General features: G+C 47.7%; 24 protein-coding genes, 1 tRNA gene, 1 pseudogene and 1 other annotated feature. Of the genes and pseudogenes, 21 read left to right on the top strand and 5 right to left on the bottom strand.

The annotated features are described in order from the left end of the window. Positions 1 to 13: 13 nt before the first annotated feature. The 10 genes and pseudogenes from QD47_RS31830 to QD47_RS23515 form a co-directional block, all read left to right on the top strand. A pseudogene (locus QD47_RS31830) lies at positions 14 to 115 on the top strand (sigma factor-like helix-turn-helix DNA-binding protein); the annotation flags it as partial. Between the two features lie 124 nt (positions 116 to 239). Next, on the top strand, positions 240 to 578 hold the full coding sequence (locus tag QD47_RS23475; protein ID WP_044648401.1) for a YlmC/YmxH family sporulation protein: 339 nt from the start codon (positions 240 to 242) through the stop codon (positions 576 to 578). Positions 579 to 674: 96 nt separating this feature from the next. Beyond that, entirely contained in the window at positions 675 to 1559 is an 885-nt protein-coding gene (pgeF, locus tag QD47_RS23480) for a peptidoglycan editing factor PgeF (RefSeq protein WP_044648402.1), read from the top strand. An 8-nt stretch (positions 1560 to 1567) separates the two neighbouring features. Then, complete coding sequence (locus QD47_RS23485) at positions 1568 to 2269, top strand: YggS family pyridoxal phosphate-dependent enzyme (RefSeq protein WP_044648403.1); 702 nt, start codon at positions 1568 to 1570, stop codon at positions 2267 to 2269. Then, positions 2260 to 2712 carry a cell division protein SepF gene (locus QD47_RS23490; RefSeq protein ID WP_025684635.1) on the top strand — a complete coding sequence of 151 codons (453 nt, stop codon included), beginning with the start codon at positions 2260 to 2262 and terminating at the stop codon, positions 2710 to 2712. Before QD47_RS23485 ends, QD47_RS23490 begins: the two co-directional genes overlap by 10 nt. A 7-nt stretch (positions 2713 to 2719) precedes the next feature. Further along, positions 2720 to 2977 (top strand): YggT family protein, encoded by a 258-nt coding sequence (locus QD47_RS23495; RefSeq protein ID WP_014282426.1) that lies wholly within the window; start codon positions 2720 to 2722, stop codon positions 2975 to 2977. 8 nt (positions 2978 to 2985) lie between these two features. Further along, complete coding sequence (locus QD47_RS23500; RefSeq protein ID WP_044648404.1) at positions 2986 to 3768, top strand: YlmH family RNA-binding protein; 783 nt, start codon at positions 2986 to 2988, stop codon at positions 3766 to 3768. A gap of 171 nt (positions 3769 to 3939) precedes the next feature. Then, positions 3940 to 4449 carry a DivIVA domain-containing protein gene (locus tag QD47_RS23505; RefSeq protein WP_014282424.1) on the top strand — a complete coding sequence of 170 codons (510 nt, stop codon included), beginning with the start codon at positions 3940 to 3942 and terminating at the stop codon, positions 4447 to 4449. 165 nt (positions 4450 to 4614) lie between these two features. Continuing rightward, positions 4615 to 4902: a binding site (T-box leader), on the top strand. A gap of 78 nt (positions 4903 to 4980) precedes the next feature. Then, positions 4981 to 8070 (top strand): isoleucine--tRNA ligase, encoded by a 3090-nt coding sequence (gene ileS / locus QD47_RS23510; RefSeq protein ID WP_044648405.1) that lies wholly within the window; start codon positions 4981 to 4983, stop codon positions 8068 to 8070. Between the two features lie 142 nt (positions 8071 to 8212). Beyond that, a complete protein-coding gene (locus QD47_RS23515; RefSeq protein ID WP_412177996.1) occupies positions 8213 to 8608 on the top strand; it encodes a DUF5665 domain-containing protein in 396 nt (131 codons plus the stop codon). Between the two features lie 31 nt (positions 8609 to 8639). Here the strand turns inward: QD47_RS23515 and QD47_RS23520 are convergent, their stop codons facing one another. Next, entirely contained in the window at positions 8640 to 9371 is a 732-nt protein-coding gene (locus QD47_RS23520) for a TraR/DksA C4-type zinc finger protein (protein ID WP_044648406.1), read from the bottom strand. Between the two features lie 237 nt (positions 9372 to 9608). Here QD47_RS23520 and lspA point away from each other — a divergent pair, with 237 nt between their 5' ends. The 11 genes from lspA to QD47_RS23570 all read left to right on the top strand — a co-directional run bounded on the left by lspA (position 9609) and on the right by QD47_RS23570 (position 20904). After that, on the top strand, positions 9609 to 10100 hold the full coding sequence (gene lspA / locus QD47_RS23525) for a signal peptidase II (RefSeq protein ID WP_044648407.1): 492 nt from the start codon (positions 9609 to 9611) through the stop codon (positions 10098 to 10100). A gap of 1 nt (position 10101) precedes the next feature. Continuing rightward, on the top strand, positions 10102 to 11073 hold the full coding sequence (locus QD47_RS23530) for an RluA family pseudouridine synthase (RefSeq protein ID WP_044648408.1): 972 nt from the start codon (positions 10102 to 10104) through the stop codon (positions 11071 to 11073). 504 nt (positions 11074 to 11577) lie between these two features. Beyond that, entirely contained in the window at positions 11578 to 12144 is a 567-nt protein-coding gene (pyrR, locus tag QD47_RS23535; protein WP_044648409.1) for a bifunctional pyr operon transcriptional regulator/uracil phosphoribosyltransferase PyrR, read from the top strand. Then, entirely contained in the window at positions 12141 to 13055 is a 915-nt protein-coding gene (locus QD47_RS23540) for an aspartate carbamoyltransferase catalytic subunit (protein WP_025684627.1), read from the top strand. Before pyrR ends, QD47_RS23540 begins: the two co-directional genes overlap by 4 nt. A 103-nt stretch (positions 13056 to 13158) precedes the next feature. Further along, positions 13159 to 14481, top strand: coding sequence for a dihydroorotase (locus tag QD47_RS23545; RefSeq protein ID WP_044648410.1), 1323 nt, complete (start codon positions 13159 to 13161; stop codon positions 14479 to 14481). Positions 14482 to 14542: 61 nt separating this feature from the next. Continuing rightward, positions 14543 to 15679, top strand: coding sequence for a carbamoyl phosphate synthase small subunit (locus QD47_RS23550; RefSeq protein WP_044648411.1), 1137 nt, complete (start codon positions 14543 to 14545; stop codon positions 15677 to 15679). Between the two features lies 1 nt (position 15680). Continuing rightward, positions 15681 to 18899, top strand: coding sequence for a carbamoyl-phosphate synthase large subunit (gene carB, locus QD47_RS23555; RefSeq protein ID WP_044648412.1), 3219 nt, complete (start codon positions 15681 to 15683; stop codon positions 18897 to 18899). 124 nt (positions 18900 to 19023) lie between these two features. Then, entirely contained in the window at positions 19024 to 19761 is a 738-nt protein-coding gene (gene pyrF / locus QD47_RS23560; RefSeq protein ID WP_044648413.1) for an orotidine-5'-phosphate decarboxylase, read from the top strand. Beyond that, positions 19758 to 20399, top strand: coding sequence for an orotate phosphoribosyltransferase (gene pyrE / locus QD47_RS23565; protein ID WP_044648414.1), 642 nt, complete (start codon positions 19758 to 19760; stop codon positions 20397 to 20399). The genes pyrF and pyrE overlap by 4 nt, the downstream gene beginning before the upstream one ends. Before the next feature lie 139 nt (positions 20400 to 20538). Continuing rightward, positions 20539 to 20703 carry a hypothetical protein gene (locus tag QD47_RS32640; RefSeq protein WP_014282411.1) on the top strand — a complete coding sequence of 55 codons (165 nt, stop codon included), beginning with the start codon at positions 20539 to 20541 and terminating at the stop codon, positions 20701 to 20703. Between the two features lie 127 nt (positions 20704 to 20830). Further along, a tRNA-Ile gene (locus tag QD47_RS23570) sits at positions 20831 to 20904 on the top strand. A 291-nt stretch (positions 20905 to 21195) separates the two neighbouring features. On the opposite strand, the gene QD47_RS23575 is transcribed toward QD47_RS23570, so the two are convergent. The 4 genes from QD47_RS23575 to QD47_RS23590 form a co-directional block, all read right to left on the bottom strand. After that, positions 21196 to 21807, bottom strand: coding sequence for a uridine kinase family protein (locus QD47_RS23575; RefSeq protein ID WP_044648415.1), 612 nt, complete (start codon positions 21805 to 21807; stop codon positions 21196 to 21198). Between the two features lie 259 nt (positions 21808 to 22066). Beyond that, positions 22067 to 22624: a hypothetical protein gene (locus QD47_RS23580; RefSeq protein WP_044648416.1), complete on the bottom strand. Its 558-nt coding sequence runs from the start codon at positions 22622 to 22624 to the stop codon at positions 22067 to 22069. Positions 22625 to 23320: 696 nt separating this feature from the next. Beyond that, complete coding sequence (locus QD47_RS23585; RefSeq protein ID WP_044648417.1) at positions 23321 to 23653, bottom strand: hypothetical protein; 333 nt, start codon at positions 23651 to 23653, stop codon at positions 23321 to 23323. A gap of 292 nt (positions 23654 to 23945) precedes the next feature. Beyond that, the gene (locus QD47_RS23590; protein WP_044648418.1) at positions 23946 to 25442 is read right to left on the bottom strand and encodes a GDSL-type esterase/lipase family protein; all 1497 of its coding nucleotides are present in this window, start codon (positions 25440 to 25442) and stop codon (positions 23946 to 23948) included. Positions 25443 to 25561 lie beyond the last annotated feature (119 nt).

Below are 25561 nucleotides of genomic sequence, written 5' to 3' on the forward strand. Positions count from 1 at the left end.
ACACGACGACTAGACGCAGATGGAGGTTGCCGACGAAATCGGTATCTCTCAAGCCCAGGTTTCGAGATTAGAGAAGTCGGCTATACAGCAAATGCAAAAGCATGTGAAGTCTTAGTTTTAAGGGAAGAGAAGCTTGGAAGGCACACCGATAAAAACGATCCTGTGTGGATCGTTTTTGCGTTTAAAGGACATTTTTTGGGTTCTCTCGCTCATATAGTGAAATAAAGGATGTGATGCGTGTGAGTACGCCGGAAACGTCGGTAAGGGCCATGAAAATTTCCGAGTTTCAAACAAAGGATGTCATTAATATTGTAGATGGGCGACGATTGGGACAAATCAGTGATTTGGAGATTGATGTACGGCAGGGCAAAATCGAGGCCATTGTTGTCCCTGGCAGCAGCCGTTTTATGGGCTGGTTTGGAGGGGGAAGTGAACTGGTCATTCCTTGGCGCAACATTGTGAAAATTGGCTCGGATGTGGTACTTGTACGATTGGAGGGACTGCATGAGCCGCAGGGTGATGGTGAGGAAAAAGTATATATTGAGCGCCAGGAACGAAATGATCGACGGGGATTTTGAGCAGTGATTTTGAGCTTTAGGAATATGTGCATTTGATAGCTATGTGAAGACACGGCGGCGGCTTTTTGGTACACTGGGCAGTAGAGGTGAGAACGAATGGAACCGTTTGTAGTAAATACCGGGGCAACGGGTGTCGCGTCAACGACAGATGGCACGCATCCTTTGCCGGAGTTGTTATATATTCAATCCTGGGAGAAACAGGTTCGCGGATTGACAGCAGGCTTTACCGGACGCCATGGCGGTGTCAGTGAAGTGCCTTATGAAAGTCTGAATTGTGCGTTTCATGTAGGGGATGACCCGGAGAAAGTTATTCGCAATCGGCAGCTTATTGCGGAGCAGCTCGGATTTATGCCTGAAGCCTGGACCTGTGGAGAGCAGGTACACGGTAATCACGTTGCTGTTGTAAAGGCTGCTGACCGCGGACGTGGCTTTGTGGATTGTGCATCCGCTTTTCAGGATACAGACGGACTGTTGACCGATGTACCAGGCATTTTACTGACATCCTTTTATGCGGATTGCGTGCCGTTATATTTTTGTGATCCGGTGCGGCGTGTGGTTGGGCTGGCGCATGCGGGCTGGAAAGGAACAGTTGCGGAGATTGCGCTGAAAATGGTGCAAACGATGCAGACCGAATATGGATCTCAGCCGTCCGATTTGCTTGCAGCCATTGGCCCTTCCATTGGTTCTGAGTCATACGAGGTGGATGAGCATGTGATGAGCCAAATTCGGGTTTTGGAGCATGATTGCCCGGGTAATGATAAATGGGAAGGTACTGTCTATTTCCCATTAGGCGGCGGAAAAACGCTCCTTGACTTGAAACAATGCAATCGACACATTATGATGAAAGCAGGAATATTGCCGAGCCGTATCGAATGTACTACCTTATGCACGAGTAGCCGCAGCGATTTGTTTTTTTCGTATCGCAAGGAAGGCGGCGTCACAGGGAGAATGGCGAGCTGGATTGGTCTGGAAGAGAGGTGAGTCCTCCCGTGTCTTTGGAGGAACGAATTAAAGAAGTGAACGCCCGTGTGGAAGCGGCATGTGCCCGCAGCGGACGTTTGCGTGAAGAAGTAAATGTGATTGCTGTCACGAAATATGTTTCAGCAGTGGCGATGGCATCCGTATTAGACAATGGCTTGGAGCATGTTGGCGAAAATCGCTGGCAGGATGCTGCGGATAAATGGAGCAAGCTCGGTGACCGGGGAACATGGCATTTTATCGGTCATCTGCAAACGAATAAGGTTAAAGATGTTATTGGAAAATTTGAATTTATACACTCGCTTGATCGGTTGTCGCTGGCTCAGGAATTGGACAAGAAGGCGGCTGCTCTTGGACTAAAGATCAAAGCCTTTGTGCAAGTTAATATTTCAGGGGAAACTTCGAAATATGGCCTTTCTTCTGAGGCGGTGGTACCTTTTCTGAAACAAATTCGCGATCTGGAGCATGTGGACGTGATCGGCTTGATGACGATGGCTCCCCATGAGGCAGACCCGGAGAATACCCGGCCTGTATTTCGGGGGCTACGTGAACTGCGTGATGCGTTAAATGGACAAGCTTTAACGAGAGAACCTATTGTTCACCTGTCGATGGGCATGTCTAATGATTTTGAGGTGGCGGTTGAAGAAGGAGCGACCTGGTTACGGCTTGGTTCTGTACTGGTCGGACGAGAGGAGGATTTCCATTGGGCGTAATGAATAAGTTCATGAACTTCCTGGGACTTCAGGAAGAAGAGGAAGTTGTAGAGCGAGAGGTTATGAATACGCCGGAAGATCAAGAAATTGAAACCCCAAGCTTTGATAAACGTAAGAACCAGAAGGGCAATAATGTTGTCAGCATCCATTCACAGAAAAATGTGAAAGTTGTCCTGTATGAGCCGCGTTCTTATGATGAAGCACAGGAAATTGCCGACCACATTCGTTCCCATCGTACAGTCGTGGTCAATTTGCAACGCATCCGTAAGGATCAGGCGCTGCGCATCATTGATTTTTTAAGTGGTACTGTATATGCGTTGGGCGGGGGGATTTCTAAGGTGGGCAATAATATTTTCCTGTGTACACCGGATACGGTTGAAATTCAAGGCTCCATTACGGAAATACTAGCTGACACTGAACAAGAACTTAACAGAATGAGGTGAGCTTTTCTTGATCGAGGTAATCGGTTGGCTATTTCAGATTTATTCTTACATGATCATTGCATATGTCCTGATGTCATGGCTTCCTAATGCAAGAGAAAGTGTAATCGGTGATTTACTTGCCAAGTTTGTGGAGCCGTATTTGTCTCCTTTTCGCAGATTTATACCGCCAATCTTCGGGATGATTGATATTTCACCCATCGTTGCGCTGATTGCTTTGCGTTTTGCGTCGTACGGTTTGATGTCTTTAATTAGCAATTTCGTCTAGGAGGACTTATGCGAACCGAGATTTATGAGCATTTTCACCCGGATGAACGGGATTATGTAGATCGCGCTTCCGAATGGATCAGTCATGCGGGGGCTTATCACGAGCAGAAGCTGACTGATTTTTTGGACCCGCGTCAACTGTACATATTGGAGACGCTTGCTTCGAAGGAAGACAAGGTCACGATTAGGGTAGATGGCGGCTATGAGGCATCGGAACGAAAGCGGGCGCTGATTGCGCCCGATTATTCGTATTTGGACGAGGAGAATATGGGGATTCAAGTTCTTTCCGTCACGTCCGATGATCATAAAATGAATACGTTGGAGCACGGTGATTACCTGGGTGCGATATTGGGACTTGGAATCAAGCGTGGAAAAATCGGGGATATTCATGTGCTGGACGACGGGTGCCATGTATTGGTGGCTTCAGAGATCAGCGATTTTATTACAATGCATTTACAGCAGGTTCATCGTGTTCATGTGTGGACCGAACTGTTGCCTCCAGAAAATTTGCGGACGAAGGATGTTGCATTGGAGCCGCTGGACCTGACGGTGGCTTCTTTGCGTCTGGATGGCATTGCCAGTGATGTGTATAAGCTGAGCCGCAGCAAGATCTTAACACCGATCCGGGCCGGACGGTGCCGGGTAAATTGGAAGGTAGAGGAGAATCCATCCACTTCACTTAAGGCGGGAGACGTTATTTCCATGCAGGGATTTGGGCGTTTCAAATTGCTGGAAACAGACGGTGTGACAAAAAAAGGAAGATTCCGTGTCAAAATTGGCAAGTTTATATAGCTGGAGGCAGGATTCACGAGCTTTCTGTCGAAAGAATTAAGCTATAGCGGAGAACTGGAACGATTTTGCTCTGTACAGCATTCACAAAACGGGGTATGATGACCGATAGATGATAGTGAGCGTCGTGACGCGGAAAATGTTTTTTTGTCAATCTTATAGGAGGTGGACGGCATGCCATTAACGCCATTGGATATACATAACAAGGAATTTGCCCGCCGGCTTCGCGGTTATGACGAAGATCAGGTCAATGAATTTTTGGATCAGGTGATCAAGGATTACGAGGGCGTTATCCGTGAAAATAAAGAACTGAGTACACAGCTGTTGAATGTTCAGGAAAAGCTCGATCATTTTTCGACCATTGAGGATACGCTGAGCAAGACGATTATCGTGGCGCAGGAAGCGGCTGATGAAGTCCGTAACAATGCCAAGAAAGAATCGCAGCTCATCGTGAAGGAAGCGGAAAAAAATGCGGACCGCATTGTGAATGAAGCGTTGTCCAAATCCCGCAAAATTGCGTTGGAGGTCGAGGAACTGAAGAAGCAGGCTTCGATTTACCGGGCACGTTTTCGTACATTGGTGGAGGCGCAGCTTGACTTGTTAAGTCAGGACGGATGGGAAGCGCTTGAAAATCGTGAACGCGAAGTGCTGGAGCGCGAGCGTGAAATGAAAGAGATTTATTAATCGTCATTTCTGACAGCGATGATTGGGTCTCGTCAGGGTTGACTTTTATCTTCAAACAGGCTATAACTGTAAATACTATACTGAATATCACGTTATCTGTTGGGTAATGGGTTGTTATTCAGGGCAGCGAAGCTGCTGATTTAATATCCCGATGAATTTAACATTTGTAATTCGTTGATGGGAACGAGTACGTCATGTTTTTGTCCCTCAGAGAGTTGGCCTTTTTCCGGTGCAAGCCAACGTTCAGAACATGACCGAATATCCTCCCTGAGAAGTGAGCTGAAGCGCTTGAGTTTTATCCGGCGTGTGTAAGCTATCGCCGTGTGCCATACGTTACAATGGCGCCCTGCTGTAGTTGAGTAGGGCTCGGAGAGCCGTGACGGGACCAGTCTTTTTGAAAATGGTCTGTTTACGGAATCAGGGTGGTAACGCGAGCACAGTCTCGTCCCTTTACAGGGACGGGGCTTTTTTGTTGCTTTTTTTTCAGAGAATGCTACAGAAACTGATGAACAAGAGAGGAAGAGTGACATTATGAACAGAGTAGATGTCAAAGAAAAGGCACGGTCCCGCGACCTGCGCATCCTGAGCAAATGGAAGCAGGAGGACACATTCCGTAAAACGATCACACATCGTGAGGGTAAGCCAAATTTTGTGTTTTATGAAGGTCCGCCAACAGCTAATGGTAAACCGCATATCGGTCACATGCTGGGCCGTGTAATTAAGGATTTTGTCGGCCGTTACCAGACGATGAAGGGGTATCGTGTCGTACGTAAGGCGGGTTGGGATACCCACGGTCTGCCGGTAGAATTGGGTGTACAGAAGCAACTGGGCATTTCCCATAAGCCTGAAATTGAGGAATACGGCGTTGAAAAGTTTATCAAAAAATGTAAAGCCAGCGTGTTTGAGTATGAGCAGCAATGGCGTGATCTGACCGAAGCGATCGGCTACTGGACAGACCTAGATAATCCATACATCACGCTGGATAATAATTATATCGAGAGTGTGTGGAACATTCTGGCGACGATTCACGAAAAGGATCTGCTGTATCGCGGTCATCGCGTAAGTCCGTATTGTCCGGATTGTCAGACAACGCTGAGTTCCCATGAAGTGGCACAGGGCTACAAAGACGTAAAAGACCTGAGTGCCACGGCCAAATTTAAGCTGCATAGCAGTGGTGAATATGTGCTGGCCTGGACGACAACACCTTGGACCTTGCCGAGTCACGTGGCACTTGCCGTCAATCCTGATCTGGAATACGCTCGTGTAAAACAGGAAGACAGTGTATACATCGTTGCCAAAAATCTCGTCGAAGACGTGATTAAAGGCGATCATGAAGTGATTGGCACGTTGTCTGGCTCGGAACTGGTAGGTCAAACGTATACTCCGCCATTTACGTATTTCCAAGTCGAGAAGGGCAATCAGATTCTGGGTGCGAGGTTCGTAACGGACTCCAGCGGTACAGGTATCGTTCATATGGCTCCGGCGCATGGCGAGGATGATTACCGGGTATGCCGTGAAAATGGCGTTGGATTCATCAATGTGGTGGATCTCCAGGGTAACTACGTAGAGGAAATCACTGATTTTGCAGGCCGTTTTGTGAAGGACTGTGATGTGGATATTGTTAAAATGCTGTCGGAAAAAGGCTTGCTGTACAGCAAGGAAAAATACGAGCATAGTTATCCGTTCTGCTGGCGCTGTGATACTCCGCTATTGTACTATGCCATGGATAGCTGGTTTATCAAAACAACCGCTATCAAGGATCAACTGATTGCCAACAATAACGAAGTTGAATGGTATCCGGGTCATATACGCGAAGGACGCTTCGGCAAGTTTTTGGAGGAATTGGTGGACTGGAACATCAGCCGTGATCGCTATTGGGGCACACCGCTGAATATCTGGGTTTGTGAAGAAACCGGAGAGCAGTTCGCTCCGCATAGTATTGCTGAACTACGGGAACGTGCGATTGGCGATGTACCAGCGGACATTGAGCTGCACAAGCCATATGTGGATGAAGTCAAGGTTCGCAGTACATGCGGCAAATACGAAATGACCCGTACACCGGAAGTAATCGACGTATGGTTCGACAGCGGCTCCATGCCTTTTGCCCAACATCATTATCCGTTTGAAAATAATGAAACATTCGAGCAGCAATTCCCGGCAGACATGATCTGTGAAGGTATTGACCAGACTCGTGGCTGGTTCTACAGCTTGCTTGCTGTTTCGACCATGCTTACAGGGAAAGCTCCTTACAAAGCAGTTATGGCGACAGGTCACGTACTGGATGAGCAAGGGCAGAAAATGTCCAAATCCAAGGGAAATGTGATTGATCCATGGGAAGTGATTGACGAGTACGGTACAGATGCTTTCCGTTGGGCTTTGTTGTCCGATAGTGCACCGTGGAATAGCAAACGTTTTTCCAAGGGCATTGTAGGCGAAGCCAAATCGAAGCTGGTAGATACGCTCGTAAATACACACGCTTTCCTGACCTTGTATGCGGATATCGACGGTTTTGATCCGGCACAGCATCCGTTCAAGCCATCGGCACACAAGCTGGATCGCTGGATTTTGTCCCGTCTCAACAGCTTGATTCTGGTGGTGGACAAAGCACTGGCTGTGAACGATTTCCTGAACTCGTCCAAAGCGATTGAGTCGTTCGTGGATGAACTGAGCAATTGGTATATCCGCCGTTCGCGTGATCGGTTCTGGGGCAATGGCCTTACAGAAGATAAATTGGATGCGTACCGTACACTGACTGAGGTGTTGTTGACGACAGCGAAGCTGCTTGCGCCGTTCACGCCGATGCTGGCTGAGGATATTTACCTGAACCTGAGCAACGGGGAAAGCGTTCATCTGGATGATTATCCAACTGCAAATGAAGCCCTGATTGATCTGGAGCTGGAGCGTGACATGGAGACGGCTCGCCGCGTAGTAGAACTGGCGCGCAATATCCGTAACGAAACGGGGCTGAAAACGCGTCAGCCGTTATCCGAATTGATTTTGTCCATGGATCAGGATTTTGAGCTGAGTGGTTATAAGGAAATCATCAAGGATGAGATCAATGTGAAACATATTCATGTTGAAACGGACGATAGCGGCTTTGTAGACTTCACGCTGAAGCTGAATTTGAAGGTAGCGGGCAAGAAATACGGCAAAAATGTCGGCTTCCTGCAAAACTTTTTCAAAGGAATGTCTGCGGAGGACACCCGTTCTGTTGTGGAAAAAGGAGTGCTGAACGTGGCTTCTCCAGAAGGGGAAGAGTTGCAGGTTACAGCGGAGGAATTGCTGGTGGAGAAAAAAGCGAAGGAAGGCTTTGCTTCCGCTTCCGGCTATGGTTTAACCGTAGCATTGAACACGGACATTACGCCTGAACTGGAGCAAGAGGGCTGGGTACGTGAGGTTGTTCGTGCGGTGCAGGATTACCGTAAGAAGCTGGATCTGCCGATTGAAAAGTATGTGGCACTTACGCTGGATGTAGATAGTGAGCTACGTCAGGCGATTCAAAACTTCGATTCGGTGTTGCGTGAGAACGTATTGGTAACGACAGTGACATTTGGTCAAGCCGAGCCTGTGGAACGCGTAGAAGTGAACGGTAAAACTATCGGCGTGCATATTGGGGAATAATTACAAGACCCCTGTCCCATAATACAATAACAGGCAGCATATAAAAAACGAGCCTAAGCATTGGAAACGGATGGATGATCTCCGTTACATGCTTCGGCTCGTTTGCTGCGTTCAGGGCAGCATGGGAAAAGGGGGATTGTGCATGACCGCACGATCAAGGCGCAGACAGGGCAGAAGCCGCCAAGGCATGAACGGAGGAAGTACAGGGGCTGTAGTCACAGATCTAGGTACAGCAGGTGATCAGGCTGACCAGCTAAGCCGTGTAGAAAAGCTGGTGCGTTCCGTGTCGCAGCAGCTGGAACGCAGCCGCATTGCTGATTATGCCCTGTTGCTCAACAAGCCTTGGCGATTGCTATGGCTAAACTTAATATCAGGTCTGTCTCGGGGGCTCGGTATCGCGCTTGGATTTACTTTTTTCGCGGCGACCATTATCTATGTGTTGCAAGTGTTGGGAGCGCTGAATTTGCCGATCATCGGTGATTATATTGCTGATATTGTACGGATTGTGCAACGACAACTGCAGCTAAACACCTACTAGTTACTTATTTACCTGTTAGGATTTGGTTTAACTATTCGTCTTCGTGCGTATCTGGCTCCAGCAGACCTTCGCCCTCACCATCATCCAGATAACGCTGATAAATGGAACTGCGGACAACCGATACATTTTTTCCATATATGTCTGTGGCTACAAAGCTTTCGTAAGGCTCTACGAAGCCCATATTATCATCGTTGGCCTCAATTTCCATATCGTCGTAGCTATGAATTTCTCCACTTTCGGCCATGGCTGGTGTATTCGATGTACCCCAGCTTTCAACGATTTGCCAGGCGTCCTCGCCGTCAAAGCCGTTTTGATCTTCACGCTCATCCAGACTTGTTCTGCCGAATGCGGGAGCGAGGAATTCCTCCTCCACCGGGCGTCGGTTGGAAACTTCTGTTTCAGGGCTGTATTCTTTGCAGTAAATGGTATAGGGAACTGCTAGCAGACGGTCATAAGGAATCGGTTTGCCGCTAGCTGCACAAATGCCATAGGTTCCCTTATCCATTGCCATTAAGGCTGATTCGATACGTTCTAATTGAAATTCGTCGTGCTCCAATAGGGAAATGTCCTTGGCTCGCTCATACGTTTCGGTAGCCAAATCACCCGGATGATTATCAATAGGGGAAAGCTCGCCGGTCTGATCGCGTTGGGAATCGCCGAGTCCATAATGATCGTTGTCCTGCAAACGATGCTCAATTTCCTTTTTACGTTCCAGCAGTTCGTTACGCAATCCCTGCAATTGTTGCTCCGTCAATGGGGACATGGAATCCACTCCTTATTCTAGGTTTAAGCTGCGCGTACGCTGTGTCGGTTATGCTTCTTGTAGTTTGCACCGGAAAGACCTCTTTTACATAGGAAATTCTGATCAAATGCGCTGGAGTTGATTTCATTCGTAATCCAGGCTCAATAGCTTGGGGGATTCGTGGACGATCTGAGAAGGCTTATGCTACAATAAATGGGTTCGACAACGGATATAAGCAGATCGGAGTGACGAAGGACTGTGATTTATTTTGGTATTGCGCTAATTATTTTTTTGATTGATCAGGGAGTCAAATATTTGGTGGCTACGCGCATGGAATTGTACGAGCAGATACCCGTCATCGGCAATTTCTTTCTAATCACGTCCCATCGTAACCGGGGAGCCGCTTTTGGGATTTTGGAAGGCCAGCGTTGGCTGTTTATCGTGATTACGATTGTGGTGGTGATCGGTATCATATGGTACTTGCGGAAAACGGTAAAGGCCGGGCAGAAATTGCTTCCAGTTGCATTAAGTTTAGTACTTGGAGGCGCGGTCGGTAACTTTTTGGATCGAGCTATTTCAGGGGAAGTGGTTGATTTTGCTCGATTCAATTTTGGAAGCTATACGTTTCCGATTTTTAATGTGGCAGATTCGGCGATTGTCATTGGTGTAGCACTGATTATTTTGGATACATTATTGGAATCGCGTCGGAACAAAGGTAATGGCAGTGATAGCATTGAAGGGAAGTCATAGCATGAAAGAAGTAAACGAAAACGGCGAAGCCACAGGTTTGTCTTATGAGGACGAACTGGAGGGTGAATCTCTGGAATGGACAGCGGAATCCGGGGATGCCAAAACACGTATAGACAAATATATCGCCGAAGAAATGAAGGATGTGTCCCGTTCCCAGATTCAATTGTGGATCGGGAACAGTCGGGTGCTGGTGAACGGGACAGCGATCAAGGCGAATTACAAGCTGGCTGAAGGTGATCGAATTTCATTATCCGTACCTGAGCCGGAGAGTGTAGATATTGTACCGGAAAATATTCCGCTGGATGTTGTTTACGAGGATTCGGACGTCATTGTCATTAACAAGCAACGTGGTTTGGTTGTACATCCTGCACCAGGACACTCTTCGGGAACACTGGTCAACGCACTCATGTACCACTGTCATGATCTTTCCGGCATTAACGGAGAATTGCGTCCAGGTATCGTCCATCGTATTGATAAGGATACATCAGGACTGCTGATGGCGGCCAAAAATGATCAGGCTCACGCCTCGCTCGCAGCGCAGCTCAAGGACCACAGCGTCACTCGCAAATATATAGCGCTGGTTCACGGTCATCTAAGTCATGATCAGGGAACGGTAGATGCTCCCATCGGGCGTGATTCGGGGGATCGCAAATTGTTCACCGTGACAGAGCGTAACAGCAAGCATGCAGTTACCCATTTTCTCGTGATTGAGCGTTTGGGGGATTATACCTTGCTGGAACTTCAACTGGAAACAGGGCGCACGCATCAAATCCGTGTGCATATGAAATTTATTGGGCACCCGTTGGTCGGTGATCCGATGTATGGACGTAGCAGAGGGGTCCGTATGGACGGTCAGGCACTGCATGCCGCGGTATTGGGCTTTAAACATCCCACCACTGGAGAGTACATGGAGTTCAGCAGACCGATTCCTCCCGATATGGAAGATGTACTGGCATCCTTACGCAGTCGGTAAACAATGATAAATTGCATTCGATATTCACAAACCTGAATAATGATTAAGCATAACCGCCTAATTGGCGGTTATTTTTGTTATTGGTCATGGTATATGTAAAAACAACTATGGATAATTATACAGTAAAGTTGTATAATTATTTAAGTGCTTCCGGTGGCTCCGGTTGAACAGGTGTTGACACGTGATTTTCAATCTGTCATACTTCTTGTAGTTGCGATGAACTTTGTCCAAAAGATGACTTGCCATCTTTCACTATGAGAAGCTGGATAAAGGAAATCCTGAATAGCACCTTTAAATCAGTCCCGTGAGGCTGGCAAGGTAACGTGAATGGATCACTGATCAGTGCATCCGCTGCGGCGGCATGTCTTCAGTGTATCCGAGAGATCGGAGAACGGTGGAAGACTGTTCATACGAGACTCCTTGCCAAACTTGGGCAAGGAGTCTTTTTTGTATCCGAACACGGGACCAGGTCTGAAGGGAACATAACCTGAGGAGGCTGGAAGCATGAGTCATGAAACACATGTACTGATGGATGAAATTGCGATTCGCCGGGCTTTGACACGGATTGCACATGAAATTTTGGAAAAAAACAAAGGCATTGACAATTGTGTGCTGGTAGGCATTCGAACACGAGGGGTTCATCTGGCGCAGCGTCTGGCTGCAAAAATCGCTGAAATTGAGGGCGCCCCGATTCCATGGGGAGAGCTGGATGTCACAGCTTACCGCGATGACCGGGGGGACAATGCTGAAGCCAAGGAAAATGGAAATGAGCTTTTGATGAATCCCGCTGACGTATCGGTTCATGATAAGAAAGTCATTCTCTTCGACGATGTGCTGTACACAGGCCGTACCATTCGCGCGGCGATGGACGCATTGATGCACTGCGGAAGACCGCAAATGATCCAGCTGGCGGTGCTGGCAGATCGCGGACACCGTGAGCTTCCGATTCGTCCAGATTACATCGGCAAGAACATCCCGACCTCCAAATCCGAGGAAATCGTAGTTGCGCTTCAGGAGACGGACGGTAAGGACGAAGTGACGATCAATCAGAACCGGGGGGAACAGGCATGATTACAACAACCAGTCAACTTAGAGAACGCAGCCTGCTCGGATTAAAAGAACTTAGCCGAAATGAAATCGAGTCGATTCTGGATCGCGCTCATTATTGGGAATCACAGCCAGAAAAGCTGGTTCCAGTGCTGCAATCACGCTTTGCGGCCAACATGTTTTTTGAAAACAGCACCCGCACCCGCTTTTCTTTTGAAATGGCGGAAAAACGCTTAGGCGCTCAGGTTTTGAACTTTTCCGCTGCCGCCTCCAGTGTGGAAAAAGGGGAATCCATATACGACACGGTACGCACGCTTGAATCCATGGGTATCGACGCAGGAGTCATTCGGCTGAAGCCAGCCGGAGTGCTGCAAGAGCTTGCTGAGAAGGTCAGTGTTCCACTGGTGAACGCCGGTGATGGCAACAACGAGCATCCAACGCAGGCGTTGCTGGATCTGTACACGATGCGCAAGACTTTCGGCGAGCTAAAAGGCTTGCGAGTATCCATCATTGGAGACATTCTGCACAGCCGTGTGGCTCGATCGAATCTGTGGGCCTTGCAAAAATTTGGAGCCCAGGTTAGCTTCTGCGCGCCGGACAATATGCAGGCGTCTGATCTTGCGGCGCACGCGCCTTATGTACCGATGCAAGAAGCATTACAGGCAGACGTAGTTATGATGCTTCGGGTACAGCTGGAACGACACGCCGAAGGAATGCTGCGCTCAGCGGATGAGTATCGCGAGCAGTACGGCTTGACAGAGCAAAGAGCAGCCAATCTTAAACCCGGAACGATCATTATGCATCCGGCTCCAGTAAACCGGAATGTGGAAATCGACAGTGCAGTCGTGGAAAGCGAACAATCACGGATTTTCCCGCAGATGGCAAACGGGGTTCCAATCCGCATGGCGGTTATGGAACGGGCAATGAAGCTGTAGAAACTGTCAGCAGGATCGCGGAATTAGCATTGGTAACGGTTAAAGCAAAGCATAACAAGCAGCGGCTAAAGTTGCAGAAAACCTGAGCGGAGGAACCTTTTACATGAACCAATTAATTATGAATGCAAGCGTATTGAACGAACAGGGCGAGGCTGAACTGAAATCTATTCTGATCGCGGACGGAAAAATCCTGGCAATCGTAAATGCGGACGCTGGAGTTAGTCTACTCGTGGAAGAAGGGGCATCCGAGCAGGAGAGCCAAGTCGAAAAAATCGACGCCCAAGGCAAGCTGGTGATTCCCGGTTTGATCGACATGCATGTGCATCTGAGAGAACCTGGCTTTGAATATAAAGAAACGATTGAAACGGGCAGCCGTGCGGCGGTGAAAGGTGGATTTACGACGATTGCCTGCATGCCGAACACACGCCCGGTGACAGACAATGCGGATACGGTTCAGCTGGTACTGAAAAAGGGGCAGGACGCCGGGCTTGCCAAGGTACTTCCTTACGCAGCCATTACGAAAAACGAGTTGGGCCGGGAGCTGACGGACTTTGAAGCGCTCAAAGCAGCAGGCGCAATCGGCTTTACTGACGATGGTGTCGGGGTGCAAAGCGCGCAAATGATGAAGGACGCCATGGCGCGGGCCAAAGCGCTGGATATGCCGGTTATTGCTCACTGTGAAGATAACACGCTTGTTGAAGGAGCGGCGGTGACAGAAGGCGAATTTGCCAAGCGTCACGGACTTAAAGGCATTCCGAACGAATCCGAAGCGATTCACGTCGGACGGGACATTTTACTATCCGAGGCAACCGGGGCACACTATCATGTATGCCATGTCAGCACGGAGCAGTCTGTGCGGTTGATCCGCCACGCGAAATCTTTTGGCATCAAGGTAACGGCTGAGGTATGTCCACACCATCTGGTATTGTCGGATGAAGACATTCCGGGGCTGGATGCGAATTGGAAAATGAATCCTCCGCTGCGCTCCCCGCGTGATGTGCAGGCCTGCATCGAGGGACTGGAGGACGGGACGATCGACATCATCGTAACCGACCATGCGGCACACAGCGAAGAAGAGAAGGCAAAAGGCTTGGAACTAGCACCTTTCGGTATCGTTGGCTTTGAAACAGCTTTCCCGCTGCTGTACACGAAATTTGTAGCTACCGGACAATGGACGCTGGACTTTCTGGTACGGCGCATGACGACTGACCCGGCGCGTGTCTTCCGCCTCGACACAGGGCGCTTGGAAGAAGGAGCCCCCGCCGACCTGACCATGATTGATCTGGAGCAGGAGCAGGCCGTTGATCCGCAAACATTTGCCAGCAAAGGACGGAACACTCCTTTTACAGGCTGGAAACTTAAAGGCTGGCCAGTGAAAACTTGGGTAGACGGCAGACTGGTATGGTCTGCTGACGAAGTGAAATAAATACAAACCACTAAAATAATAGAACCTTATAGCAGGAAATCATACAGAGGAGTGAGACGGGATGCAGGCAAGATTGTTGCTTCAGGACGGCACGCTGTTTACAGGCACAGCATTTGGTGCGGACGGTGAAAAAACAGGCGAGGTCGTTTTCAACACAGGGATTACAGGCTACCAGGAGGTACTGACTGATCCCTCTTATTGCGGACAAATCGTAACAATGACTTACCCGCTGATTGGCAATTACGGAATTACTCGGGATGACTTCGAGTCGGTACGGCCTTATGTGCATGGTTTTGCCGTTCGACGTTACGAGCCGGTGCCAAGCAACTGGCGTGCCCAATACAGCGTGGACGATTTGCTGAAGGAATATGGCATCATTGGCATTAGCGACATCGACACCCGCATGCTTACCCGGATTATTCGCCATCACGGCACGATGAAGGGCATTTTGACGACAGGCACTCAGCCTGTGGAAGAACTGAAAGAAATGATGGCTGACCTGACGATTGAAGAACTGCGTAATCAGGTTCCATTGACCTCAACGCCTCATCCGTATAGCAGCCCTGGCAACGGGGAGCGGATTGTACTGATTGACTATGGCGCTAAGAGCGGTATCTTGCGTGAACTGAATAAAAGGGATTGCGACGTAGTAGTGGTTCCGCATGATACAACGGCAGAGGAAATTCGTCGCTTGGACCCGGACGGAATTCAGTTGTCCAACGGCCCTGGAGATCCCAAAGACGTACCGCATGCCGTACGCACGGTGGCTGAACTGCTAGGGGAATATCCGATCTTCGGAATTTGCTTGGGACACCAGCTGTTTGCCTTAGCTTCGGGAGCGGATACGGAAAAACTGAAATTCGGTCATCGTGGCGGTAACCATCCTGTGAAGGAACTGGAGAGCGGACGCTGCTTCATCACTTCACAAAATCACGGCTATACCGTGAATGAGGGTTCGATCGAAGGAACCGAGCTTGAAGTGACGCATATTAATAACAACGATAAAACGATTGAAGGTCTTAAGCATACCAAGTATCCCGCGTTTTCGGTGCAATATCATCCGGAGGCTGCGCCTGGACCTTACGATAACGGCTACTTGTTTGACCGCTTTCTGGACATGATCCGTGAGCACAAAAGAAATCATCCAAAGCAACCGCGTCAGGCTGCTATCGCCGCCGCAGTGAGAGGAGAGCGCTAATATGCCGAAAAATACAGAACATAAAAAAATACTCGTAATTGGTTCCGGCCCTATCGTGATTGGTCAGGCTGCGGAATTCGACTACGCTGGTACACAAGCTTGTCAAGCGCTCAAAGAAGAAGGCGTCGAGGTAGTGCTGATCAACAGTAACCCGGCAACCATCATGACAGACACGAACATGGCGGACAAAGTATACATCGAGCCGATTACACTTGATTTTGTAACACAAATTATCCGTCAAGAGCGTCCGGATGGCCTGCTTCCTACACTGGGAGGACAAACAGGACTGAATATGGCGGTGGAGCTGGCTCGTGCCGGAGTTCTGGAGCGTGAAAACGTCAAGCTGCTGGGAACACAGCTGACTTCGATTGAAAAAGCCGAAGACCGTGACTTGTTCCGCGATTTGATGCGTGAGCTGGAACAGCCTGTACCTGAGAGCGTCATTGTTACAACGTTAGAGGAATCGCTGGATTTTGCTAACGAAATCGGTTATCCGATTATCGTTCGCCCGGCTTATACGCTGGGTGGAACAGGCGGCGGGATCTGTGTGAACGAAGAAGAACTGCGTGAGACGGTAAGCTCTGGCTTGCGTTACAGTCCAATTGGACAATGTCTGGTGGAAAAAAGCATCGCAGGCATGAAGGAAGTCGAGTATGAGGTCATGCGTGACGGCAATGATAACTGTATCGTTGTCTGCAACATGGAAAACTTTGATCCGGTCGGCGTACATACTGGCGACAGTATCGTTGTAGCGCCGAGTCAGACGCTGTCAGATCGAGAGTACCAGATGCTGCGCTCCGCTTCCCTGAAAATTATCCGCGCCCTCAATATTGAAGGCGGATGTAATGTGCAGTTTGCGCTTGATCCACACAGCTATCAATACTATGTCATTGAAGTAAATCCGCGGGTGAGTCGTTCCTCAGCACTGGCTTCCAAGGCGACTGGATATCCGATTGCTAAAATGGCTGCCAAAATTGCACTGGGCTACACGCTGGATGAAATCGTGAACCCGGTAACGGGACAAACGTATGCTTGCTTTGAGCCTACTCTGGATTACATCGTGAGCAAAATACCGCGCTGGCCGTTCGACAAATTCATTTCTGCCAATCGCAAGCTGGGCACGCAAATGAAAGCAACTGGCGAAGTGATGGCTATCGGACGCACGTTCGAAGAGTCCATCCACAAAGCGGTACGGTCGCTGGAAATCGGTGTACATCGTCTGCATCTTAAGGGGGCCGATCAGCTGTCGGATGAGGTGCTCACGGAGCGCCTGATTAAAGCAGATGATGAGCGCTTGTTCCTGGTAGCTGAGGCATTCCGTCGTGGCTGGGAGCAGCAGGAAATTCAGGATTTAACGAAAATTGACTGGTGGTTCCTTGACAAGGTAGAGGGCATCGTCAAGTTCGAAGCTAAAATGGCTGAAGAGTCTGAACTGACCTACGAAACACTCTATCAGGCCAAACGTAATGGCTTTACGGACCGCTCCATCGCCGAGGTTCGCAGTCTGGGCCAACCGGGTGGCAGCATGACAACCGAGCGCGAGGTACGTGAGTTCCGCCTGAGTCACAACCTGCGTCCTGTCTATAAAATGGTAGATACATGCGCAGCCGAGTTTGAAGCTACAACGCCGTACTACTACTCCTCTTATGAGGTGGAAAACGAAGTGATTCCATCCAATAAAGAGAAAGTCATCGTACTCGGCTCCGGGCCGATTCGGATCGGGCAAGGGATTGAATTTGATTACTCCACCGTACATGCGGTATGGGCCATTCAAAAAGCAGGCTACGAAGCAGTAATTATCAATAACAACCCAGAAACGGTATCTACGGACTTTAACACATCCGATCGTCTCTACTTTGAGCCGCTTTTCTTCGAGGATGTTATGAATGTCATCGAGCAGGAAAAACCGATTGGCGTTATCGTCCAGTTCGGCGGTCAAACGGCCATTAATCTCGCAGCTCCGCTTAGTGCGGCAGGCGTGAAAATTTTGGGTACGAGTCTGGAAAGTATCGACGAAGCGGAAGATCGGAAAAAGTTTGAGCGGCTGCTGTCACGTCTGGCTATTGCACAGCCTAAAGGCAACACGGTCATCTCGGTAGATGAAGCGGTAGGAACTGCGCAGGCACTGGGCTACCCGGTGCTGGTGCGTCCATCCTACGTCCTCGGCGGACGGGCGATGGAAATCGTCTACTCGGATGCAGAATTGCTGCGCTACATGGAAGAAGCCGTTAAAATCAACCCTGAACACCCGGTGCTGATCGACCGTTACATGCTGGGCAAAGAAGTTGAGGTTGACGCCATCTGTGACGGCGAAACGGTATTGGTGCCGGGCATTATGGAGCATGTGGAACGGGCAGGGGTTCACTCAGGTGACTCTATCGCGGTGTATCCGCCACAGCACTTGTCCGACGAGTTGAAGCAAAAAATCGTGGAAATCACGATCAGCATCGCCAAGGAATTGAAAACGATTGGCCTGGTGAACATCCAGTTCGTCATTCATCAAGATGAGGTGTATGTGATCGAGGTCAACCCGCGTTCCTCGCGGACGGTTCCTTTCCTGAGTAAAGTCACGAATATCCCGATGGCGAATCTGGCGACACAGGCCATTTTGGGCGGCAAGCTCAAGGATGCGGGCTATGCAGAAGGGCTATGGCCTGAAAGTAATTATGTCTCGGTCAAGGTTCCGGTATTCTCCTTTGCCAAGCTGCGCCGTGTAGAGCCGACCCTGGGGCCGGAAATGAAATCGACGGGTGAAGTGATGGGACGCGACATTCAGTACGCCAAAGCGCTGTACAAAGGACTCGTGGGTGCTGGTATGAAAATCCCATCTACCGGAGCGATCATCATCACGGTGGCGGATAAGGACAAAGAAGAAGCAGTCGAGCTGATGCAGGGCTTTTACAGACTGGGTTACAAAATTATTGCAACAGGTGGAACGGCGGCTGCGCTGGAGCAGGCTAACATTCCAGTGAAGACGATCAACAAGCTGAGCGAGGGTACCCCGAACATCCTGGATATGATCCGCACGGGTGAAGCCAACTTCGTCTTCAATACGCTGACCAAGGGGAAAACGCCAGAGCGTGATGGATTCCGTATCCGCCGTGAAGCGGTTGAGAACGGCATCGTCTGCATGACCTCGCTGGATACCGTACGCGCTTTGCTGAGAATGCTGGAGACGATTAACTTTACATCCGAATCCATGCCGGTTCTGAGCCACTAACGCGATACGAATAGAGGATGAAAAATAAGTAGTACAGGAAAGGACATTCATCAGCTTCGGCTGACGGATGTCCTTTATCACGGGCAAATATACCCGAATTGACGTGAAAAGGGGATGCAGGACGATGAACGAAGCATTTCAGCAGATGGCAGGACGGTTGATGGTCGCGTTAGATTATCCGGATGCGCAGCAGGCGGAGCGGCTCATTCAACAACTGGAGGGTATTCCCTGTTATATAAAAGTAGGCATGCAGCTGTTTTATAGCGCAGGGCCAGCTTTTGTAGAGCAGCTAAAGTCGAGAGGATACTCCGTATTTCTGGATTTGAAAATGCATGATATCCCCAACACCGTACGGGGAGGTGCGGAGAGCATCACCCGCCTGGGTGTGGATATGTTCAACGTACACGCTGCCGGAGGAAGAAATATGATGGCAGCTGCCAAGGCTGGGGCCGAAGCCGCTGTTTTGGCAGACAGTTCACTTGCCATGCCGCTCATTATAGCAGTTACACAGTTGACCAGTACGGACCAGACAACCATGAATAAGGAGATAGGCATTCCCGGTACAGTACAGGATGTGGTCGTTCGATACGCACAACTGACCCGTGAGGCGGGATTGGACGGAGTAGTGGCATCCCCGTTGGAAGTCCCTGCGATCCGCGCTGTATGCGGGGCGGACTTCAAGACGATTACCCCTGGCATACGTCCGGCAGGCAGCGCTACAGGCGACCAGTCACGTGTAGTGACACCTGGGCAAGCCATCGCCCAAGGCAGCAGCTACATCGTCGTTGGACGCCCCATTACGGCTGCATCAGACCCGCGTGCCGCAGCGGAACACATTATTGAGGAGATGAACCAAGTATGACTACATTAAATAATATCCCCGAGCAAATTGCATCCCATCTGTTACGAATTCAGGCGGTAGCGCTACGTCCGCAGCAGCCTTTTACATGGACATCCGGCATTAAATCACCTATCTACTGTGACAATCGCCTGACCATGTCCTACCCGGAGGTGCGCGAGCTGATCGCTGATTCGTTCGCTGCTGTGATCCGTGAGCAATACCCTGAAACCGAAGTCATAGCAGGCACGGCTACAGCGGGCATTCCTCATGCTGCCTGGGTGGCGCAAAAGCTTAATCTGCCGATGGCGTATGTAAGGGACAAAGCTAAAGGACACGGCAAAGAGAACCAGATCGAAGGTCGGATTAGTGAGGGACAAAAGGTTATTGTTATCGAGGATCTCATCTCTACTGGCGGCAGCTCCATCAAAGCAGCGCAGGCCGTAGAGCAAGCAGGCGCCCAGCCGTTAGCTGTACTCGCTATTTTCAGCTACCAGCTTGATAAAGCGACTCAAGCCTTTGCAGAAGCAGGTGTGAAGCTGCAAAGCTTGTCCAATTACACGGCCCTGATGGACGTTGCCTTGCGTGAGGGAACGATTCAGGAGGAAGAACTGGAGCTGCTGCGTTCGTGGCGTCAGGACCCGGCCTCCTTTGGCAAATAAGGCTTAGCATATAAAGTGTAACGGGGCCATTTATTAAAGTGACTCATACTCGTTGCAGATTGTTATGATGCAGGCCGTGTATTTCGAATTCGATCCGGTTACACTAACTTCTACCATCATGTGAAAAGAGGGAGTTCGGATGTATTGGATTTACTACGGCAGACTGTACACGACCAAATTTCAGGCAGGATGTCTGGCAAAAAGGCTGGAGCACGACGGCTGGATGTACGGCTACAACGATCCCCGCGCAGTGGAGGTGTACCGCTCGCGTAAAGGACGTTATGGTGTTCGATTTATTCCTTAGTTTTTATGAAAAATAAATCAAAAAAATATTTTTTTGAGAAACTATTGACGAAACACAAGAAAATGTTGTATATTAATTAACGCCGCTGTTTTATGTAAATGTAGCGTGAATATACATATTTTTTTGAGGGCCCTTAGCTCAGTTGGTTAGAGCGGTCGGCTCATAACCGATTGGTCGGGGGTTCGAGTCCCTCAGGGCCCATTTCCTCAAAAACCCTTGCTACGCAAGGGTTTTTTTGTTGTTTATAAAGGTTGAGAAAATGGAGGAAAGTAGCATTTGAAAGGGGCTGATTATAATTTGCGAACGTATTTGCGAATGTGAATTTTTTTTCGTAGTTTATCACCTTTACTAAGTTGTGTGATAAATGGTAAGTCTGCAGGTAAGAAATCATATTGGAGTATTGTTTCTTTGCTGACCCAACGTAATTGATCAGTCTACTAATTGAATTTCACCAGATATCCATGTTGCCCAAAATGCAGTTAAATAAGAAATTTATAAAGTTCCACTAATAACGAGATCTGCTTTTTTAAATGGCTTATGAGCTTCTACATAAATGTCTTCTGAAATCATCCAATTATCTTCCCACATCCCACGAGCACAGTCTCCGTCTCTTTCAAGACCTCTTGAAAGCCTAATTTCTCGTGGACAATCAACCCAAATTTTGAAGTCATATTTATCCTCCAGTTCCTTTCGGATGGAATATACTCCTTCGATTATAACAATGCCGCCAGCAGGAACAGTATGCCATTCCGCTAACTTATCCGTCTCCCAATCATACCGTTGATAACGCCCATCCCTTTCTTGTCTTATTGGCTCCAGTACCTGATTTAAAAGACGTTTCCAATCAAAATCAGCACCAATAGGTTTTTTTGAAGGGTGTGTATTTATAATGTTAGAGGAGGGGAGATGAAAATCATCCTTGTGAACAATAGTTGAATTAGATAGTTCTTCTTTTAACTTGTAAGCGAATGTACTTTTACCAGAACCACCACAACCATCTATCCCAACCAGCAAAGTAGATTGCTTTTTAGATTTTTCGTTTATAGCATTTACGAAGTTTTGAAAAGAGTTGAAATGCCCCTCTATTATTTTAAAATCGCTCATAAGTGATCACCCTTTCCATTCAACAATCCTGCCCTTTAATGAAATATCCAATATCTATTATTTGGTAAATTATGATAAGCTAAGTTTATCATAGGTCGCTTCCGTTGAGAACGGATAACTTAACGGTATGTATCTCATCAACCCACAGTGAGTTTACACTTAGATCTAAAAGAGGACTCCACTGGCTGAATGCTGGTGTGAGTCCCAGTGTACTTCTTTAGATGACTTTAAACGTGAGCATTTCATTGGAGATGATTAATTAAGGCAGTAGACCTGCTCCGAGGTACTTATTCTTTGAAGTCCTCCATGAATACGTCGCTATAGCTAAATCCCATCCCCCCTCAGGTCTGTACTTTTTCCAATATTGTTTAACGGTTCCCTTTATATCAACTTGTACACCCTGATCACCCATAATGGAAAGTTTATTAAATAATGTACCATTTCTATATTGATAAGCATAAAACTGTGTGTTTGATGGTCCATATTCAAACGTTATTGCTACGTGCTTTTCTTTTTTAGATACTTGATAAATCTGGATAGTTGGCTGTTCAAAAAATTCATCACTTATTATATTTGTGTTAATTAATACAACAGCCTCTTTAGAATTAACAAGAAAAAAATTACCCGCTTCAGTAAGTAGGAAGTATTCCTTTTTACCATCTCCGTTTAAATCTGCAGATTTGCTCAGTGTTACAATTTCACGAGGATATTTTTTCTTTAGGATCTCTTTGGCATTGATTTCCGCAGCAAATGTTGGAAATTGGAGGAATACAGAAACAATGATTACTGAGAAGAATACTAATATAAATTTCTTCATTTTTATGACTCCTTATCCATTTAACTTTCAAAACACAAAATTAGTCTATCAGAACTAGGAATATTTTTCTAGATTGATTCATCTTGTTTAGAATGTAAGTTCGTAATATAATTTTTACAACGGCGAGGTAAGCCGGAGCTGATCAACTCCTACAATTCACGTACGGCTGTCTCACTGGTAGTATTTAGCCCATTCGACAATGCGGAGTTAACAGGTGTGGTTATATCTATAAATAGTGCTCGCAGAGAAGTGAAGTTCTTGCGGAGAAGGTGATTTCAGTTGGGTAAAGCTAGAAATATATTCTTACCCTTTACATATAAAAAGTAGCGATTGTGAAGATCAATGCCTTTTTATCAAGTTAAATTGAATTTCTCAATAATTCTTTGGGGTATCTTTATTGATTTCACGAAAGTTTAGAAAAGAGAACGTTCGAGTATTTGGCACTCAATTTGAGGAGTATTTAAATAAAACTTCTCATGAGTCTGTGAGTTCAATGAAAACTAATAAAGGGTTCCACTGATAAAAAAGCAATATGAGTTCTTTTCGCCCCATAAAGAAGCACTGCCCTAATAAACGGACAGTGCTTCTTTTGATATTCTCGAAATCGCTTAACAAAGTGCCTAAAAAACTCGCTACCAAATCACCATCTTGATAATGATCGTTGACTCCACATTCCCAGGAACACTTACTCCAATCTTAGAGCACCTTAACAGTGTATACCATTCTCAATTTACCGTTACCGCCGTAAATCTCAACTCTTGCAGTTGTTGCAGTGGTGGTTGTTACCACGCCAGAAGCGGAGACTGTCACATTTCCACTTGCCACTTTATAAGTATCCCCCGGGTAATTTGACAGCGCATAGGAATAATTTCGCGGTAACGTAGCAGTTCTGTAGTATACTCCGTTAACTTCTACAGTAGGCGTAATTATCGGTGAAGGACCTACTGCTGCGGACGCACTAGGGACGATGATACTACCAATGAGCCCCAAAGACATGACCGTTGATAATAATATTTTCTTAGTATTCATAAAAAATTCCTCCTGATGTATGATGTGAGCTCCTAAAATATACCATGTAAAATTATTGATTTCACTTCATTCGACAAATGTTGTCAAAATAATACAATAAAACGATTCTAAAGTCCTATAAAATACAAAAGAATTTAAATATAACAATTTAAGTATTTACTTTTTAACTTACCGTACTTTTGAACTATTTCCATAGCTGTATAGTCTTTGACCCACACGGAATAAAAAACGGACGTCAGAGTGATTAGCCCCAAGTCCGTTTTTCGTGTTTGTATCTTTTTAGTTCTTGATATCAGTTGACAAGTTGGTGTGCAAGTCTCTCACCGCTGTCTGGATTCCTTTCTACCATACGTTGTTTTAATGCAGACAGTTCCGTGCATTTACGAATGGCTTCAGCGACCAGCTTGGCCATCTGTCTTGCTCCTTTATCAGAAAAATGAGTATTATCCGTTACGCCCGCCTGGTAATTCGGATGCACTTTTTCAGGTAAATGCATAAATAACTGCTTAGATCCTTCTTCTCCCAGGGTACGATAAAGCTGCTGAGAAGCTTTAAAAATATCGAGCAGTGGTGTCCGTGTTTCCTCGGCTACTCGTCTCATCGCTGCGGGATAAGCTCCCACAGCAAGCGGATCAGGTTCTCCGTCTGCGGTAAAGCGGCGGCGGCTTACAGAGGTCAATAGCACTGGAATTCCACCACGCTCCCGAGCAGACTTGATACATTGAATTAGGTTTTGACGGTAGTCCCCGTCAGGATCGGTATAGCGGGTGGGATCTTCTTTCTTCTCATCGTTGTGTCCAAATTGAATAAACAGATAATCGCCGGCTCGAAAATCCTTTTCAATATGAGACAATCGACCTTCCGCTATAAAAGATTTAGTGCTTCGTCCATTAACCGCACGATTGTTCACTTGAACAGACGGGTCAAAATAACTCTGCAAGTGTTCGCCCCAGCCTGTCATCGGTTTTTCGGTAGCTCCTTTTTGGGCAGCCGTGGAATCACCAGCGATAAACAGCCTGGATGTGATCCGCTGTCCTTCCGTAACATAGCTATGTTTTTGGAGCCACTTTTCCGCAAGAGCGAGCCATTGCTGGCACTCGCGGTTATCCTCAGCCAGCCCCAAGCCGTGTCGCCCTTCCTCAAATACATGCAGCTCAAATGAAATGCCTGCTCTGGATAATGCGGAAGCCAGCAACAAGCTGTTTTCGACCGGAACAGTGGCGTCATTGGCTGTTGTCCAAATAAAAGTTGGAGGGGTCTGTGAAGTCACTTGTTGATCGGATGAAAAGGCGTGAAGCTGCTCCTGTGTCGGCTGTTCACCTAAAAAATGAGTGCGGCTTCCGATATGCGTATAAGCATCATGAAACGTAATCACGGGGTAGCCCAACAGCAGAAGATCGGGTTTTTCCGCCCCTCTGGTGGCGACGATGGAGGCCAAGTGCCCGCCTGCTGAAAATCCAACCAGACCGACTTGCTCCGGAATCACTTTCCAGTCTTTGGGCGTTTGTCGAATCCACCTCAGGGCATGTTCCACATCATCCAACAAGGAATCGACCTCAAAGTCTCCGACTTGATAATGCAGCACACCTGCATGAATACCTAAATCATTTAACCACCGAGCTATGGGTTCCCCCTCATGTGAAGCCAAGTGCTCGTAGCCACCGCCGGGCAGTACCAATATAAAAGGGCGAGCTTCATGGGCCACTGCTGGATAGAGGGAGAGAAAGGAAGTGTCTGCTGGAAATTCTTTTTTTACAATCTGTTCTTTATGACTAACAACGTGTAACATAAGGTACCTCCAAATTCCTTTTTTAAATTCTGCAAGCTAATCCAGATGAACATAAAACGGGATGGGACGGATGTAATGGTATTTAACATTTCTGCTTAAAGAGTGGGCTTAAGTCCAGG

This window comes from Paenibacillus terrae (assembly GCF_000943545.1).
Classification (GTDB): Bacteria; Bacillota; Bacilli; order Paenibacillales; family Paenibacillaceae; genus Paenibacillus; species Paenibacillus terrae_A.

Bases quoted from the DNA above. Each gene is read 5' to 3' on its own strand.
- QD47_RS23500 (WP_044648404.1), top strand. From the start codon at position 2,986: ATGCGAACCGAGATTTATGAGCATTTTCACCCGGATGAACGGGATTAT.
- QD47_RS23530 (WP_044648408.1), top strand. From the start codon at position 10,102: ATGAAAGAAGTAAACGAAAACGGCGAAGCCACAGGTTTGTCTTATGAG.
- QD47_RS23515 (WP_412177996.1), top strand. From the start codon at position 8,213: ATGACCGCACGATCAAGGCGCAGACAGGGCAGAAGCCGCCAAGGCATG.
- QD47_RS32640 (WP_014282411.1), top strand. From the start codon at position 20,539: ATGTATTGGATTTACTACGGCAGACTGTACACGACCAAATTTCAGGCA.
- pyrR (WP_044648409.1), top strand. From the start codon at position 11,578: ATGAGTCATGAAACACATGTACTGATGGATGAAATTGCGATTCGCCGG.
- pyrE (WP_044648414.1), top strand. From the start codon at position 19,758: ATGACTACATTAAATAATATCCCCGAGCAAATTGCATCCCATCTGTTA.
- QD47_RS23505 (WP_014282424.1), top strand. From the start codon at position 3,940: ATGCCATTAACGCCATTGGATATACATAACAAGGAATTTGCCCGCCGG.
- QD47_RS23575 (WP_044648415.1), bottom strand. From the start codon at position 21,807: ATGAGCGATTTTAAAATAATAGAGGGGCATTTCAACTCTTTTCAAAAC.
- carB (WP_044648412.1), top strand. From the start codon at position 15,681: ATGCCGAAAAATACAGAACATAAAAAAATACTCGTAATTGGTTCCGGC.
- QD47_RS23520 (WP_044648406.1), bottom strand. From the start codon at position 9,371: ATGTCCCCATTGACGGAGCAACAATTGCAGGGATTGCGTAACGAACTG.
- QD47_RS23540 (WP_025684627.1), top strand. From the start codon at position 12,141: ATGATTACAACAACCAGTCAACTTAGAGAACGCAGCCTGCTCGGATTA.
- QD47_RS23545 (WP_044648410.1), top strand. From the start codon at position 13,159: ATGAACCAATTAATTATGAATGCAAGCGTATTGAACGAACAGGGCGAG.
- ileS (WP_044648405.1), top strand. From the start codon at position 4,981: ATGAACAGAGTAGATGTCAAAGAAAAGGCACGGTCCCGCGACCTGCGC.
- pyrF (WP_044648413.1), top strand. From the start codon at position 19,024: ATGAACGAAGCATTTCAGCAGATGGCAGGACGGTTGATGGTCGCGTTA.
- QD47_RS23580 (WP_044648416.1), bottom strand. From the start codon at position 22,624: ATGAAGAAATTTATATTAGTATTCTTCTCAGTAATCATTGTTTCTGTA.
- QD47_RS23550 (WP_044648411.1), top strand. From the start codon at position 14,543: ATGCAGGCAAGATTGTTGCTTCAGGACGGCACGCTGTTTACAGGCACA.
- QD47_RS23585 (WP_044648417.1), bottom strand. From the start codon at position 23,653: ATGAATACTAAGAAAATATTATTATCAACGGTCATGTCTTTGGGGCTC.
- QD47_RS23590 (WP_044648418.1), bottom strand. From the start codon at position 25,442: ATGTTACACGTTGTTAGTCATAAAGAACAGATTGTAAAAAAAGAATTT.
- pgeF (WP_044648402.1), top strand. From the start codon at position 675: ATGGAACCGTTTGTAGTAAATACCGGGGCAACGGGTGTCGCGTCAACG.